At 62.2% G+C, this 15,663-nt stretch carries 15 protein-coding genes; 8 read left to right on the forward strand and 7 right to left on the reverse strand.

Going from position 1 to position 15,663, the window contains the following annotated elements; translation table 11 throughout:
* Positions 1–86 precede the first annotated feature (86 nt).
* From M1D51_RS07925 to M1D51_RS07935, 3 genes are all read left to right on the forward strand, one after another.
* Positions 87–1,100 carry a metal ABC transporter solute-binding protein, Zn/Mn family gene (locus M1D51_RS07925; RefSeq protein ID WP_172324435.1) on the forward strand — a complete coding sequence of 338 codons (1,014 nt, stop codon included), beginning with the start codon at positions 87–89 and terminating at the stop codon, positions 1,098–1,100.
* Positions 1,101–1,266: 166 nt separating this feature from the next.
* Positions 1,267–2,070: a metal ABC transporter ATP-binding protein gene (locus M1D51_RS07930; RefSeq protein ID WP_309138385.1), complete on the forward strand. Its 804-nt coding sequence runs from the start codon at positions 1,267–1,269 to the stop codon at positions 2,068–2,070.
* Positions 2,071–2,961: a metal ABC transporter permease gene (locus tag M1D51_RS07935; RefSeq protein WP_172324437.1), complete on the forward strand. Its 891-nt coding sequence runs from the start codon at positions 2,071–2,073 to the stop codon at positions 2,959–2,961.
* On the opposite strand, the gene M1D51_RS07940 is transcribed toward M1D51_RS07935, so the two are convergent.
* Complete coding sequence (locus tag M1D51_RS07940) at positions 2,958–3,425, reverse strand: Fur family transcriptional regulator (protein WP_172324438.1); 468 nt, start codon at positions 3,423–3,425, stop codon at positions 2,958–2,960. The genes M1D51_RS07935 and M1D51_RS07940 overlap by 4 nt on opposite strands.
* A 94-nt stretch (positions 3,426–3,519) precedes the next feature.
* Here M1D51_RS07940 and M1D51_RS07945 point away from each other — a divergent pair, with 94 nt between their 5' ends.
* Positions 3,520–4,173, forward strand: coding sequence for an MBL fold metallo-hydrolase (locus M1D51_RS07945; RefSeq protein WP_458109140.1), 654 nt, complete (start codon positions 3,520–3,522; stop codon positions 4,171–4,173).
* Here the strand turns inward: M1D51_RS07945 and cds1 are convergent.
* A complete protein-coding gene (cds1, locus tag M1D51_RS07950) occupies positions 4,170–5,252 on the reverse strand; it encodes an L-cysteine desulfhydrase Cds1 (RefSeq protein WP_458109141.1) in 1,083 nt (360 codons plus the stop codon). The genes M1D51_RS07945 and cds1 overlap by 4 nt on opposite strands.
* 71 nt (positions 5,253–5,323) lie before the next feature.
* On the opposite strand from cds1, the gene M1D51_RS07955 reads away from it, so the two are divergent.
* From M1D51_RS07955 to M1D51_RS07965, 3 genes are read left to right on the forward strand one after another with little or no spacing between them, the layout of a single operon-like run.
* Positions 5,324–6,235 carry a sulfurtransferase gene (locus tag M1D51_RS07955; protein ID WP_458109142.1) on the forward strand — a complete coding sequence of 304 codons (912 nt, stop codon included), beginning with the start codon at positions 5,324–5,326 and terminating at the stop codon, positions 6,233–6,235.
* Positions 6,232–7,380: an NAD(P)-dependent alcohol dehydrogenase gene (locus M1D51_RS07960; RefSeq protein ID WP_458109143.1), complete on the forward strand. Its 1,149-nt coding sequence runs from the start codon at positions 6,232–6,234 to the stop codon at positions 7,378–7,380. The genes M1D51_RS07955 and M1D51_RS07960 overlap by 4 nt, the downstream gene beginning before the upstream one ends.
* Positions 7,377–7,805 (forward strand): HIT family protein, encoded by a 429-nt coding sequence (locus M1D51_RS07965; protein WP_458109144.1) that lies wholly within the window; start codon positions 7,377–7,379, stop codon positions 7,803–7,805. Before M1D51_RS07960 ends, M1D51_RS07965 begins: the two co-directional genes overlap by 4 nt.
* Positions 7,806–7,867: 62 nt before the next feature.
* Here M1D51_RS07965 and hrpA read toward each other — a convergent pair whose 3' ends face one another.
* The 3 genes from hrpA to M1D51_RS07980 all read right to left on the reverse strand — a co-directional run bounded on the left by hrpA (position 7,868) and on the right by M1D51_RS07980 (position 13,153).
* The gene (gene hrpA / locus M1D51_RS07970) at positions 7,868–11,821 is read right to left on the reverse strand and encodes an ATP-dependent RNA helicase HrpA (protein WP_458109145.1); all 3,954 of its coding nucleotides are present in this window, start codon (positions 11,819–11,821) and stop codon (positions 7,868–7,870) included.
* A gap of 13 nt (positions 11,822–11,834) precedes the next feature.
* Positions 11,835–12,827, reverse strand: a complete 993-nt coding sequence (locus M1D51_RS07975) for a helix-turn-helix transcriptional regulator (RefSeq protein WP_458109146.1) — start codon at positions 12,825–12,827, stop codon at positions 11,835–11,837.
* A 155-nt stretch (positions 12,828–12,982) separates the two neighbouring features.
* On the reverse strand, positions 12,983–13,153 hold the full coding sequence (locus M1D51_RS07980) for a hypothetical protein (RefSeq protein WP_172322256.1): 171 nt from the start codon (positions 13,151–13,153) through the stop codon (positions 12,983–12,985).
* 81 nt (positions 13,154–13,234) lie between these two features.
* Between M1D51_RS07980 and M1D51_RS07985 the strand changes: the two genes are divergently transcribed.
* Positions 13,235–14,203, forward strand: coding sequence for a GlxA family transcriptional regulator (locus M1D51_RS07985; RefSeq protein ID WP_172322255.1), 969 nt, complete (start codon positions 13,235–13,237; stop codon positions 14,201–14,203).
* Positions 14,204–14,234: 31 nt separating this feature from the next.
* Here the strand turns inward: M1D51_RS07985 and M1D51_RS07990 are convergent, their stop codons facing one another.
* Together M1D51_RS07990 and M1D51_RS07995 are read right to left on the reverse strand one after the other, a co-directional pair.
* Positions 14,235–14,537, reverse strand: a complete 303-nt coding sequence (locus M1D51_RS07990) for a protealysin inhibitor emfourin (RefSeq protein ID WP_458109563.1) — start codon at positions 14,535–14,537, stop codon at positions 14,235–14,237.
* A 79-nt stretch (positions 14,538–14,616) separates the two neighbouring features.
* Positions 14,617–15,657: a M4 family metallopeptidase gene (locus M1D51_RS07995; RefSeq protein ID WP_458109147.1), complete on the reverse strand. Its 1,041-nt coding sequence runs from the start codon at positions 15,655–15,657 to the stop codon at positions 14,617–14,619.
* Between the last annotated feature and the right edge of the window lie 6 nt (positions 15,658–15,663).

Consider the following 15,663-nt stretch of genomic DNA (forward strand, 5'->3'; position numbering starts at 1 on the left):
CCGGCACGCATCTCCTCCGATGTGTGCCGCCCTTCCTAAATAGGAATCATTCCCATCAAGGGATACACTGGGATGAGTAATTGTGTTTGATTCTCATTTTGACTAGATCCGAGGTTCCCGTGCGTCGATCCGCCGCCCGCCTGTCCATCGCCGCCTCCGCAGGTCTTGCTGCCCTGCTGCTTTCTTCTTGTGCCGGTACCGCCGGCGCGGAGAGCCCGGCGTCGTCATCGGGTGCCATAGAGGTAGTCACCTCCACCAACGTCTATGGTGACGTCGTGAAGGCCATTGGCGGGGACAAAGTCAACGTCAATGCCATCATCACAAAGACCAGCCAGGACCCGCATTCCTATGAGGCGAGTGCCCAGGACAAGCTGACCATTTCCAAGGCAAAGCTCGTAGTGGAAAATGGCGGAGGCTACGACGATTTCCTCCACAAAATTGCTGATGAGACCAAGGTCGGTCACGAGAACATGATCAGCGCCGTGGAAATCTCCGGGCTCGCCCCGGAGGAAGAGGGCCACGGGGAGGAGAGCCAGGCAACAGCCGGCGAGGATGAGCACGCCCACGAGCACGGTGAATTCAATGAGCATGTCTGGTACAGCCTGGACGCCATGGGCAAGCTTGCCGATGCGGTTGCCACCAAGCTGGGCGGATTGGACGCAGGATCAGCCGGCACGTTCACGGCCAACGCCGAGGCCTTCAAAGCCAAACTCGCCGACCTCACTGGCAAGCTCGACGCCCTCAAGGCCGCCAACGATCACGCCCCGGTGGCTGTGACGGAGCCCGTGCCTTTGTATCTCCTGGAAGCTGCCGGCCTGGAAAACAAGACCCCTGAGGCTTACAGCGCTGCCATTGAAGAAGAAACTGATGTTCCGGCCGCTGTGCTGAAGGAAACCACGGACCTCGTGAGCGCCAAATCAGTTCGTTTCCTCGCCTATAACGAGCAAACCGAAGGGCCTCAAACAGAATCCGTCAAGAGGGCCGCGGAGGCTGCCGGCGTGCCGGTGGTGAACTTCACTGAGACACTGCCTGATGGCAAGGATTACCTTCAGTGGATGTCTGACAACGTGGAATCAGTCTCGTCCGCACTAAAGAAGTAGCGTTTCCTGGAACCAGGTATGCGGTGAAGGGCCCTGCCAACGTCCTAAGATATTCAGGATGGCTGCGGGGCCTTTTGCCTGCCACCAGCACGGCCGCCAATACCAGCGGCACAACTGAATGCGTTCCCAGCAGCGCATGGATTGAGGACAACTTTTGACACCGGTAGTGAGCCTCCGCGGAGCGAGCCTTCAGTTCGGCAAAAGGACGCTCTGGCGGGATCTCGACCTCGACATCAACCCCGGCGAGTTTTTCGCTGTCCTGGGCCCCAACGGCAGTGGTAAGACCAGCTTCCTGAAAGTTCTTCTTGGCCTGCAGGAACTGCATTCAGGGACTGTTTCCCTGGGCGGGCATCCCGTGGAACGGGGCAGCAAGCGGATCGGCTACATCCCGCAACAGAAGTCGTTTGCACCGGACACGCCCTTGCGGGCGCGGGATCTGGTGGGCCTCGGCATTGACGGGCATCGATGGGGCATGCGGTTCTCCGGCGGAAAGGTGAACCAGAGGATCGAGGAGTTGATGGAGCAGGTGGGGGCCTCCGATTACGCAAAGGTCCCTGTTGGCCAACTGTCCGGCGGTGAGCAGCAACGGCTCAGGGTGGCCCAAGCACTGGCCACCGAACCCCAGGTGCTCCTGTGCGATGAGCCGCTCCTGTCCCTGGACCTGCATCACCAGCAGGGAGTCAGCTCGCTGATCAACAAGCAATGCCATGAGCGGAACAGCGCCGTGGTTTTTGTGACCCACGAGATCAATCCTGTGATCGATTATGTTGACCGTGTCCTCTACCTTGCCGGCGGCCAGTTCCGGGTAGGGACGCCCCGGGAAGTCATGACCACCGAAGTCCTTTCCGAGCTTTACGACAGCCATGTGGAGGTCATCCACACCAACGGAAGGATCGTCGTCGTCGGTCTTCCGGATGCAACCACGCACTTCCATGACGATGCCCACGCAGCCGCCGGAGAGGAATTCTAGATGGACCTCGAGAGCATTCTGCAGACCATTTTCAACTTCGAGAACTACGGCGAGCTACTGGTACTCGTCCAGAACTCCATCTGGGCAGGAGCCGTGCTGGGACTGCTGGGCGGCCTGGTGGGCACATTCGTGATGAAGCGGGACCTTGCATTTGCCGTCCACGGCATTTCCGAACTGTCCTTTGCCGGTGCTGCGTTTGCCTTGCTGGTGGGAGCAGACATCATCTTTGGCTCCTTGATCGGCTCTGTGGCCGCCGCTGTGCTGCTGGGCTTCATGGGCGTCCGGGCGCGCGACAAGAACTCCATCATCGGTGTGATCATGCCGTTCGGACTGGGCCTTGGCATCCTTTTCCTGGCCCTCTATGAGGGCCGGGCAGCCAACAAGTTCGGATTGCTGACCGGACAGATTGTTTCAGTTGACTCGGTGCAGTTGCAGGTCCTTGCCGGAACCGCAGTGTTGGTAATGATTGCTTTGGCGGCCATCTGGCGACCCCTGAGCTTTGCCAGTGTGGACCCCGAAATGGCGGAGGCCAGGGGAGTTCCGGTCCGTGGGCTGGCCATAGGGTTCATGGTTCTGCTCGGTGTCAGCGTGGCGCTGTCCATCCAAATTGTTGGCGCACTGCTGGTACTTGCGCTCTTGATTACCCCTGCTGCAGCAGCTCTGCGGGTCACTACCTCGCCGCGGTTGGTGGTGTTGCTGAGCGTGGTCTTCGCGATGACGGCTACCGTGGGCGGCATCCTGCTGGCGCTCGGCAGCAGGATCCCCATCAGCCCGTACGTCACCACGTTGTCATTCCTGATCTACGTTCTCTGCCGAGTGATTGGGCGGGTCAGGGCGAACAAAGGCCTCAACGGCAGGGTATCCCGGGACCAACCCGCAGGGGCGCTCTAGAGACTTCCGGTTGCCTTCTTGGCTGTGCACTCCGGGCACAGCCCGAAGATTTCCACCGTGTGGGCCACTTCAGTGAAGCCGTGTTCGGCGGCAGTTCGTGCCGCCCAGGTCTCGACGGCGGGCGCCTCCACTTCAACGGCCTTGCCGCAGTTGCGGCACAGCAGGTGATGGTGGTGACCCGTGACGTTGCACCTCCGGTAGACCGCTTCGCCTTCACCGTTGCGGAGGACGTCAATGAGGCCGTCGTCGGCCAACGATTGAAGGATGCGGTATGCGGTGGCAAGGGACACTGAAATGCCCTTGTTCTGCAGCAGGCGGTACAGTTCCTGGGTGCTGACGAAGTCATCGAGTTCGTCCAGTGCTGCGCTGACGGCCAAGCGCTGCTTGGTGACGCGCTGCTCCTTAACGCCGCTGGTGGCCGGCGCCGAAGGGCCGGTCGTGGCGGAATTGGTGCCGTGTGGCATTGAAGGACTCACTTCCCTGGGGATGCTGGCAAACCCCAATTTTACCAGCAGGGCAGGCTTGGAAACTGTCAGCCGATGGTCCTAGGCTTTGGTCATGTTGCTCACCAAATACACCCACGCCTGTGTCCGTTTGGAGAAAGACGGAAATGTCCTGGTGATCGATCCCGGGACCTTCTCTGAATCCGGGGAGGCTTTGGCCGATGCCCAGGCTGTCCTCATTACTCACGAGCACAATGACCACATCGACCGGCCCGCCCTGCTCGCCGCGCTTCGGAACAACCCCGGGCTGGAGGTCCACGCCCCCGAAGGGGTAGCCGGGACCCTCAGGGAGGATAACGAGGTCGCCGCCCGAGTCCACACAGCTGAACCGGGCGTCGACTTCGAAGCCGCGGGATTCAGTGTGCGTACGTTCGGCGGCCAGCACGCGGTGATCCATGCGCAGATCCCGGTTGTGGCCAACATCGGCTACCTCGTGGATGAGAATGTGTTTCACCCCGGGGACTCCTTTGTGGTCCCGGACGGAATCGATGTCAAAACGCTCCTGGTGCCCATCCATGCTCCATGGTCCAAGGTGGGGGAGGTTATTGACTTCGTCATTTCGGTCCGGGCACCCCGGGCGTTCCCGGTCCACGATGCCCTGCTTAACGAATCGGGGCGTGGCATTGTTGAAGGCCACGTGACCCGCATCGGGGCCCGCTATGGGACCCGCTATGAGCGCCTTGCTCCACGGGATTCGGTGGAGGTTTAGCCCGTCCACACCCCTGAGCGCTGGAACTGTTCCAGGACTGCCTCGTGCGGCGCGGGGTCCAGGCCCTTCGCAGCCAGCCACCCGGCGTCGTAGTAGCTGCCCGCGTAACGGTCGCCGCCGTCGCACATCAGCGACACGATGCTGCCCTGGCGCCCCTCAGCCACCATCCCGGCCACCACCTGCCAGACGCCCCACAGGTTGGTGCCCGTGGAGGGCCCTGCGTGCAGCCCGGTGAGTTTGCGGAGGTGGCGCATGGCTGCCACGGACGCGGCGTCCGGAACTTGGATCATGTGGTCGATGACCGCCGGCACAAAGCTTGGCTCGGATCGCGGCCGGCCAATGCCCTCGATCCGTGACGGCAAGCCGGTTGCTGCCGCGGCATCGCCATCGCGCCATGCGGGGTAGAAGGCCGAGTTTTCAGGGTCTACCACTGCGAGTCGGGTTGAGTGGCGGTTGTATCGCAGGTAGCGGCCGATGGTTGCACTGGTTCCACCGGTGCCCGCCCCCACCACGATCCACTCCGGGATGGGGTGTTCCTCAAGGGAGAGCTGGTCGAAGATGGATTCCGCGATGTTGTTGTTGCCCCGCCAATCGGTGGCGCGTTCGGCGTGAGTGAACTGGTCCATGTAGTAACCGCCGGAAGTTTTTGCGGTCTCTTCGGCCACCGCGTAGACCTCTGAGGCATGGTCCACCAGCAGGCACGCGCCCCCGAACTCCTCAATCAGGGCGATCTTTTCGGGGCTGGTGGTTTTTGTCATCACCGCGATGAAGGGCAAACCGATGAGCCTGGCGAAATAGGCTTCGGAGACGGCCGTGCTGCCGCTCGAGGCCTCAACGATGGTGGTTCCCTTGGTGATCCAGCCGTTGACCAGGCCGTAGAGGAACAAGGACCGCGCCAGCCGGTGCTTGAGGCTCCCGGAGCGGTGCGTTGATTCGTCTTTCAAGTACAACTGGACGCCCCAATGTTCGGGCAGTGGCACCGCATAAAGGTGCGTGTCAGCCGAACGGTTGTTCTCAGCCTCGATTTTACGGATGGCCTCGCTGGCCCATGCCCTGTCCTGAATGCACGAATTGCTCACCGGATAAGCCTAGGCTGGAAACCGGGCATCGGCAGCAAAGGAGCCCCTGGCGCAGGAACGAAGGAGAGAAGATGGCCACGCTGATAAGTGTCCCTGAACTGCGCAATCGCCTCGATTCCGGGGAGCGCACTGGGCTCCTGGATGTCCGCTGGGTCCTCGGCCGGACCGATGGACATAGTGAGTACCTGGCCGCGCACCTTCCCGGCGCCGTGTTCGTGGACCTTCCCACCGAGCTTGCCGACCACGCACAGGCCGGGCTCGGCCGGCACCCTTTGCCATCGCGGGAACGGTTCCAGGATGCTGCGCGGCAATGGGGGATCAACGACGGCGACACCGTAGTTGCCTACGACAACAGCGGGAGCATGGCAGCCGCCCGTGTTTGGTGGATGCTGCGGAATGCCGGCGTGGACTCCGTGTACCTGCTCGACGGCGGCCTGGCCGCCTGGGCTGCGGCCGGTTACCCCGTAGAGACGGGCGAGGTAAGGCCCGTCGTCGGAAATGTTTTCCTCGGAGAGGGTGGCATGCCGGCCATCAACGAGGGCCAAGCCGCGCGGTGGCACCACCAGGGCATACTGCTCGATGCCAGGGCGGGGGAGCGCTACCGGGGTGAGGTGGAGCCGATCGACCCCAGGGCGGGTCATATTCCCGGTGCTGTCAGCGCGCCCACCACTCAGAACGTCTCTGCCGATGGAACGTTCCTGCCCGCCGAAGAACTTCGTCGCCGCTTTGAAGCATTGGGCTTGGACGAGGCCTCGACTGTGGCTGTCTATTGCGGATCCGGTGTGACGGCGAGCCATGAAATTGCTGCCCTGCACATTGCAGGTTTCACAGCGGCTTTGTACCCCGGATCCTTCTCGCAGTGGTCCAACAACCCTGATAACCCTGTGGCTGTGGGCGCTGAGCCGTTGGAGGAGCCCGCGGATGGTGACGGCGGCGGACCAAGTGGCACAAGCACCGTCACCGGGAGTAGCGTCGGATCATGACTCCCGGACGCCCTGTACCCCCGCCCCTGGCCAAACCGATCACCCTGGATACCGGTACGGCCGGAAGTGCCACTCTCGCCGCTGCGTACGGTGCCACGTCCCCGGACAGCGGCTTGGTGCCCCTGACCCTTGCCCGGCGGGAACCCACGGCGGATGACGTAGAGATCGCCATTGAGTTTTGCGGACTGTGCCATTCCGACGTCCATGCGACGCGGGGAGAATGGCGCGTTCCTCCCTACCCGCTGGTTCCAGGCCATGAAATCGTCGGCCGCGTGACCCGCGTGGGCTCCAACGTCCAAGAGTTCGCCCCCGGCGACCACGTGGGAGTCGGATGCATGGTGGACTCCTGCCGTGAATGCGAGAGCTGTTTGGAGGGCTTGGAGCAGTACTGCGAACGGGGCAACATAGGCACCTACGGGGCCCCGGACCCGCGGCAAGGTGACACCATCACCCAGGGCGGTTACTCGACGTCGATTGTGGTGGACAAGCGCTTCGTGCTGCGTGTCCCGGAAAAACTCGACCCCGCAGCGGCGGCGCCTTTGCTGTGCGCCGGGATCACCACCTATTCGCCGCTGCGGTATTTCGATGTTGAAGAAGGTGATTCCGTGGGCGTGGTGGGCTTGGGCGGCTTGGGGCATATGGCAGTCAAGATTGCCAAGGCCATGGGAGCCGAGGTCACGGTTTTCACTACCTCTGAGTCCAAGTTTGACGCTGCCAGGGAGTTGGGGGCCGATCACGTGGTCCTGTCCAAGGACGCCGATGCCATGGAAGCCGCCAACCGGAGCATTGACGTCATCATTGACACTGTCGCGGCACCGCATGACCTCAACCCCTATTTCCGCACGCTTCGCCTGGACGGGGCCCTTTTCCAGCTGGGTCTCCCCGCCGATGACATGCCCCCTGTCAGCCCGGGATTGCTCATCCGCCGCCGGCTTGCCTACGCGGGCTCTTTGATCGGGGGCATTGAGGAAACACAGGAAATGCTGGACTTCTGTGCTGAACATGGAGTTGCCAGCGACATCGAAATTGTGGGTGCCGAACAGCTTAACGAGGCTTATGACCGCATGGTGGCCGGCGATGTGAAGTACCGTTTTGTGCTGGACACTTCGACACTTCAGGAACCATCCGAAAGGGCAGACGCATGAGCACACTGTTCACCAAGATCATCAACGGGGAGATTCCGGGGCGGTTTGTCTGGAAGGACGAGGACGTGGTGGCGTTCCTGACCATCGCTCCCATCACCCAGGGGCATGCGCTGGTGGTGCCTCGTGAAGAGGTGGATTCATGGACGCACGCGAGCCCGCAACTGCTGGCCAAGGTCATGGATGTTGCCCAGAGCATCGGTAAGGTCCAGGAAGAGCTGTTCGATGCCAAGCGAGTGGGCGTCCTGATGGAAGGCTTTGAAGTGGACCACCTGCATGTCCATGTGTGGCCGGCGTACTCAACGGCGGACTTTGAAATCCACAACGTGGACCACAATCCGGATCCGGCAGTGATGGACGCTACTGCCGTGAAGCTTCGTGCTGCCTTGCGCTCGGCCGGGCATGGAGACGTTGTTCCGCAGGACTGAAGCCTTCAACGAACATTTAACCCGGCGGTGCTGAATCAGCACCGCCGGGTCTTTTGTTGCTCCTAGGCAGGAGCCAAGGCCTGGTTCAGGACCGTTCGGATACGCTTTTCCGAGACCGAGTAAGCGGTTCCCAGTTCTACGGCGAAGAGGCTTACCCGCAGCTCTTCGATCATCCAGCGCACCCGGGTTAACTCAGTGCCGGCACGCCGCCCCGGGAGAAGTGCGGATACGGCGTCGTCGTAATCATCCTCCAGCCCCTGCACGATCGCCATATTCAAGGCATCCCGCTGCACATTGCCCGGAAGCTTCTCCAACCGCTTCTCGATCGCCTGCAAGTACCGCGGCAACTGGCTGAGCTGGGCATAGCCCGTCTGTGCCACAAAGCCGGGGAACACCAGTTGCTCCAACTGTGATTTCATGTCGTTCAGGGCGCTGATGAGCGGCAGGCTGGCGTTGGACTTCAGGGCCTTCTGGATGCGCCGCGTACTGGCCAAAACGCGTTCGACGACGGCAGTCACCGTAAAGACGGTATCGATCAGTTCCGCGCGGACTACTTCATACAAGGCATCGAAAGACTTCCTGTCCCACGGCAGCTCCTGCGGTGTCAGCTTGTCGATGGCAGCCAGCGCGCAGTCCGCGATCAGGGCGCTGACTGATCCATGCGGGTTCTGGCTGAAGGTCAGCTTCTCCATATTGCTGAGGTGTTCGAGCACATAACGGTCAGGAGGTGGAATCCGCAGTGCCAGCAGCCTGATGACGCCCCCGCGCATGGCAGCTTCTTGTTCAGCCTTGGTTTGGAATACCCGGAGGGCAACTGACTTTCCTTCATCAACCACCGCCGGGAAGCCGGTGACGGCGTGGCCCTTGACAGTGCGTGTCACCTGCCGCTCCACAGTCCCGAAGTCCCAATCGGTGATACCGCTGCGTTCGGCCACTGCAGCATCAGCCCCGCCGCCGGACACCGCAGAGATGCCGGAGGCCGGATCGGTTGATGTGCCCGCCGCTCCGGCGGCCTTACCGGTCTTGGCGGGTGCTGTGGTGGCAGGGGTGGCACCGAGTGATTCGGCGATGGCACGCCGAGTGGCAGGGGCAAGCTTTTCCTGGAGTTCGGCCAGGTTCTTGCCTTCATCCAGGACTTTGCCCTTGCTGTCAACTACTTTGAAACTCACCCGCAGATGCGAGGGCACAGCATCCCAGTTCCAGGAACCGGGGGGAATAACATGCCCGCGGAGCCTTCGGAGCACCAACTCCAACGAGGGTTCCAACTCATCGGTGGCCGGGTCAAAGTCCGCTTCAAGGGCCGCAGTTGCCTGACGGGCTACATCAGGGGCAGGGACAAAGTTCTTCCGCACCTGTTTGGGCAGCGACTTGATCAACGCCGTAACCAGTTCCACCCGCTGGCCCGGAATTTGCCAACGGAACGGGGCATCGTCCAGCTGGTTGAGGAACAGCACGGGAACTTCGGCAGTGACGCCGTCCGAGGGGTTGGGGGCCGAACCCGGCGCCACAGGATGGAATTCGTAGCTCAAGGGGAGTTCGAAGCCCTTGTGCAGCCAGGTTTTCGGATAGGCGGAGTCGTCAAGGGCCTCGGCGTCTTCGCTGATCAGCAGGGACTGGTCGAAGTCCAAGAGCGTGGGATCAGCCTGGCGGGCGTCCTTCCACCACTTGTCAAAGTGCCTCTCGGACACGACGTCCCTGCCCACGCGTGCGTCGTAGAACTCGAACAGCGTTTGATCGTCCACCAGGATGTCCCTGCGCCGCATGCGGGTCTCGAGTTCTTCAATCTCCTGAAGCAGGGCACGGTTGCGGTGGAAGAACTTGTGGTGGGTCTTCCACTCGCCTTCCACCAGGGCATGGCGGATGAACAGTTCGCGCGAGAGCTCAGGATCCACCCGCCCGTAGTTGACCCGGCGGTTCGGAATGATCGGGACGCCATAGAGGGTGACCTTCTCATGGGCCATGACGGCACCTTGCCGCGAGGACCAATGGGGTTCGCTGTAGGACCGCTTGACCAGGTCTGGAGCTACCTGCTCTGCCCACAGGGGATCGAACTTGGCGGCCACCCTGGCCCACAGCCTGCTGGTTTCCACCAGTTCGGCTGCCATGACGAAAGCCGGCGACTTCTTGAACAACGCCGAGCCCGGGAAGATGGCGAAACGGCTGCCACGCGCGCCGGCGTATTCACGCTTGCGCTCATCCAGGAGCCCTATGTGGCTCAGCAGCCCCGAGAGCAGGCTGATGTGGATACCCTCGTAGTTGCCCACGGGATCGGCTTCGCGTTTGTTGTCCAGCGCGATGCCCAAGGGCTTCGCCAATTGCCTGAGCTGCGTGAACAGGTCCTGCCACTCCCGCACCCGCAGATAATTGATGAACTCGTTACGGCACAGCTTCCGGAACTGGGTGGAGGACAGCTCGCGCTGCTTCTCCTGGATGTAGTTCCACAAGTTGAGGAAGCCGGTGAAATCCGAGATCTCGTCGCGGAAACGCGCGTGCTTTTCCGAGGCAAGCTGTTGCTTGTCGGTTGGCCGTTCACGGGGGTCCTGGATGGTGAGGGCAGCCGCCAGGATCATGACTTCGCGGACGCAGCCGCGTTTGCCTGCTTCAACAATCATGCGGCCAAGCCGGGGGTCCACCGGCAGTTGGGCAAGTTTCTGCCCGACGGCGGTGAGGCCGCTGCCGCTGCGACCGCCTCGTGCTCCGTCCCCCGACGTGGGCGGACTCAACGCGCCGAGTTCGCGCAGGAGGGTGACGCCGTCGTTGATGGCCCTGGAGTCCGGTGGCTCCACAAAGGGGAAGTTCTCCACGTCCTTGGGACTGCGGGCAACACCCATGGCGGTCATCTGGAGGATGACCGCGGCGAGGTTGGTCCGCAGGATTTCCGGGTCCGTGAACTGCGGACGTGACTCGAAGTCCTCCTCGGAGTACAAGCGGATGGCGATGCCCTCGGACACGCGCCCGCAACGGCCCGAACGTTGGTTGGCGGAGGCTTGGGAAACCCGTTCGATCGGCAGCCGTTGGACCTTGGTCCGGTGGGAATAGCGCGAAATACGTGCGGTGCCGGTGTCGATCACGTATTTGATACCCGGGACGGTCAACGACGTCTCGGCAACGTTGGTTGCCAGAATGATGCGCCGTTTGCCGCCCGGGTTGAAGACCCTGTGTTGTTCCTGCAGGCTGAGCCGTGCAAAGAGTGGCAGGACTTCGGTGCCGGCGAGACGACGGTTGCTTTGGATTCGCCCGTTGATAGCCTCCGCGGCGTCGCGGATTTCGCGTTCACCGGAGAAGAAGATGAGGATATCGCCGGGAGCTTCCTTGGCGAGTTCGTCCACGGCGTCGCACACCGCATCCAGGGGATCCCGGTCCTCTTCCAGTTCATCATCCGAGGTGTCCTCGTCCCCGCCGGCGGGCTGGGACAAGGGCCGGTAGCGGATTTCCACCGGATAGGTGCGTCCGGAGACTTCGATAATGGGGGCAGGCTCTTCTTCGCTCCCGAAGTGCTTGGCGAAGCGCTGGGGATCGATGGTGGCCGAGGTGATGATGATCTTCAGGTCCGGGCGCTGGGGGAGGATGCGCTTGAGGTAGCCCAGGATGAAATCGATGTTGAGGCTGCGTTCGTGCGCCTCGTCGATGATGATGGTGCTGTATTTGCGCAACAGCTTGTCCCGCTGGATCTCAGCCAGGAGGATGCCGTCGGTCATCAGTTTGATCTTGGTGGCCGCGCTGACCTCACCGGTGAAGCGGACCTGGAAGCCCACTTCCTGGCCGATCTCAACGTCCAGTTCCGAGGCAATGCGTTCTGCGACAGTGCGGGCCGCGAGGCGGCGCGGTTGGGTATGCCCGATCAGGCCCTGGTCTCCAAGGCCTAGTTCGAGGCACATCTTGGGGATTTGGGTGGTCTTGCCCGAGCCGGTCTCGCCGGCGATGATGGTCACCTGGTTTGCGGCTATGGCCGCCATCAGATCCTCGCGGCGCTCGGAGACGGGCAGCTCGGCGGGGTAGGAAATATGAAGTGTCATGGCTGGTGCCAGTCTACTGTGGCTGCGGTTCCTCGTCCGCTACCTCCGTCACAGTCCCCGCTGCCGCCGATAGCCGGCGGGACAGGTGCCGGGCAAAGGACCTGAATTCTTCCGGTTCCAGGATCTCAAAGTCCATATCGAGGGCGGCAAGATACGCCGCCGGGGCAGCGAGGTTGTCCCATCCGGAGCGCAGGATGGTTGCTGCCGGACCATCGGCGGTCAGGGTTGCGTACTGCGAGCTGACGACGGCGGCCACTTCCGCGAGCGGCTCGCGGAGCCGCACCACGACGTCGAACCTATAAGGGGAGCGGGTGATGGATTGCTGTACATACGCTGCCAGGTCCTCGGCCGGCAAGGTGCGCGCCGTGAATTTCTTCCGTTCAGAGGGCAGGGACGCGAAGCGGTCGGCGCGGAAGGTCCGCCAGTCCTCCCGTTCCACATCCCAGGCCACCAGATACCAGCGCCTGCCGGTGTCCACCAATCTGTAGGGTTCCACGAGCCGACGCGCAGCCTCGCCTTCGGAGGTGACGTAGTCAAAGGAGATTTGGCGCCGGTCCGAGATCGCCGCTGAAACCACCGTCAGCTGTTGCGGATCAACCGTGGCCGCATTGCTGGGCAAGGTGGTCACCGCTGCTTTCAGCATGGCGAACTTGGGGCGCAGCCTTGATGGCAGGACCTGTTCCAGTTTTGCCAAGGCGCGTACAGAGGCCTCGCCAATCCCGGCCACCGGCCCCGCGGCCACGGAATTCAAACCCAGTGCAACCGCCAGGGCTTCGTTGTCGTCCAGTAGCAATGGTGGCAGTTGTGCTCCCGCCCCCAGTTGGTAACCGCCTGCTATCCCCGGGGATGCATGGATGGGATATCCCAGGTTTCGCAGCTTGTCGATATCGCGCCGCACGGTCCTCTCGGTCACGCCCATGCGCTCCGCGAGGGCCGGACCCGTCCATTCCCTGCGTACCTGCAACAGAGACAAGAGCTGGAGGAGGCGGGCAGAGGTTTGGATCATGCAAGTGAATCTAGTCCATATGCAGGATGGTGAACCCCCGCCGCGTGGGCCGGCGAAGGAACACCCGCCGTTCGGGGAATCTGCGCAGAATTCCGGGAACGGCGGGCGTTGGGTGGGTGATGGGTCATCGAAGCGATGCAGTTGCCTGGCATCTCCTAGTAGATGCGGGGGTTCCAGTACGGGGTGCTGGGAGCGTCGAAAGCGGTCCACGCTTCCTTGGATTCAATAGGCGGGTTGTGGCCGCGGCCGTCCTTCAACAAGGCTGAGACGGTGGCTGCGACGGCGGTGATAAGGACGATGAAGAGGATGATTCCGAAGATTTCCATGCCTCAAGCCTGCTCCTGTGGAAGGCCAAGAAACAGTGGCAGAAATGCCCCATTTAGATAATTTTCTGCCACACTGGAGATATGTTGAAATCAGTGGCGGTGATCGTGGTTCCCAACTTCTCGGTCTTCGAATTCGGCACGGCTTTCGAAGTCTTCGGCATCGACCGGACGGACAGGGGTGCCGGCGTTCCGGCTTTCGACTTCCGGGTGGTTGCACCGGAACCCGGCGATATCCGCATGAAGTCCGGCCTCTCCCTCCATGTGAACCTCGGCCTCGACGCAGCTGCCGATGCAGACCTCGTCATCATGGCGCCATTCGGCCGGGACCAGGAAATCCCTGAGTCGGTGCTGGAGACTTTGCGCGCCGCCCATGCCAGGGGCGCATGGGTGATGTCGATTTGCTCCGGCGCTTATGCCCTGGCCCGGGCAGGGTTGCTGGACGGGCGCCGGTGCACCACGCACTGGCATTATTCGCAGGATTTGGCGGACAAGTACCCGGCGGCAAAAGTGGATGAGAACGTCCTGTATGTGCAGGACGGAACCATCATCACCAGCGCTGGCACAGCTGCCGGAATCGATGCCTGCCTCCACCTGGTCCGCGTTGAACTGGGAGCCAACGTTGCTGCCGCCATTGCGCGCGACATGGTGGTTCCACCGCATCGCGATGGTGGTCAGGCCCAGTTCATCGACCGTCCCATGCCCCGTTGTGGTTCGGCACCCATGGAAGAACTCCTGCGGTGGATGGTGGAACACCTCGACGAGGAACACAGCGTGAACGAGTTGGCGGCCCGCCTCCATATGTCTCCTAGGACCTTCGCCCGGCGCTTCCGGGCGGAAACAGGAACTACCCCTGCGGCCTGGTTGAATTCGCAGCGGGTGCTCAGGGCCCAGGAACTTCTCGAGAGTACGGAGCTGAACATCGACGAGATCGCCAGGGAAGCAGGCTTCGGGCATTCGGTGCTGCTCCGCCACCACTTCACCAAGGTGCTGGACACGAGCCCGCAAAGTTACCGGCGCGCATTCCGTGGGCAGTTGGCGGAGGCCATCTAGGGACAGCGGGCGGTCATGACGCTGAGATCTTTCAGCGCCGGCCTCCGAGCCGTCCGCGGGACTCGGAACCCTCGGCCTTGGCGCACTCCACCAGTTCCTGCCAAGGCCCGGTAACGGCGCGATCCGGAAGGGTGGCCCGGTGTTGGCCTGCCCTGATGGAGTACATGAACCGGTCGGGCTCGTTGGCGGCCCGGGCCTGGTTCTTGGCTTCCTCCCACGGGCAAGCCTCGACCATCGGAACCCAGCGTTCCTTCTCATCGGGGGAGACGGCGTCCACGCTCCAGACGCGTGTCATCGCTGCAATTCCCCCACTGCGTTGAACGGTGATCTTCATGGCCGGCTGCTTCTCGTTCGACTTTTCCTCGTCAGTCAGCCAGCGGGACCGCACCGGGCTGTCCGGTCCCGCCATCCGACTAAACCTTGACCTTCACAGTCTCCCATGCCTTAAGGACGGCGTCATGTTCCGCTGAACCGGAACCGAAGAGTTCCACGGCGGTGGCAACAGTGGTTTTGGCAAACTTCCCGAAAGTGCACGTCGCGGGCAGCGCTCCGCTGGTCAGGGTGCCATACCAGATCTGTCCGGGTGCTTCCCAGGCATTGCCGCCGAGCTCAGTGGCCACGACGTAAAAGGCCTTGTTGGGGATGCCGGAATTGATGTGCACCCCGCCGTTGTCCGCGCTGGTGCGGACGTAAGTGTCCATGGAGTCCGGCTGGGGATCTTTGCCCAGGACGTCGTCGTCATAAGCGGTACCCGGGGCTTTCATGGAGCGCAAAGCAGCGCCTTGGACCTGGTCGGTGAAGAGGCCCTCACCGATGAGCCAACTGGCATTCGCAGCAGAGTCCTGCTTGAGGTATTGCTCCACGAGGACGCCAAAGACGTCGGACATGGACTCGTTCAGTGCGCCGGCCTGGTTACGGTAGGCGAGGTTGGCCGTGTATTGGGTAACCCCGTGGGCGAGCTCGTGGCCGATGACGCTGACGGACTTGGTGAAACGCTGGAAGATCTGACCGTCGCCATCTCCAAAGACCATCTGGGAGCCATCCCAAAAGGCATTGTCGTACAGCTTGCCGTAGTGAACGGTCGCATCCAAGGCGAGGCCGGCGTCATCAATGGAATCCCTGCCGAAGATCTCGCCATAAAGGCGATGAGTGCTTCCGAGGCCGTCGTAGGCCTCATCGGCGGCCACGTCCCCGGCTGGCGCCGCGCCCTCCTTCCGGACAACACGGCCGGGCAGGACTTCCAAGGATTCAGCATCGTAAATGGTCCGTTTGGGCGGTCCGGGCTTGGCTTGGCGGGCGCTGGGCGGGGCAGGCGGAACAGGTGCCGTGCGGATTGCCTGGAGTTCTTTGATGTGCAGCAGCGACTCCTTGGCAGCCCTGGCCACGGCCCGAAGCCTCGGCTCACTCCGGGCAGCAATCTTGCGAAGCATGTACGGCGGTACGATCGAGCACATCACGGC

It is taken from the genome of Arthrobacter sp. R3-55, assembly GCF_054161505.1.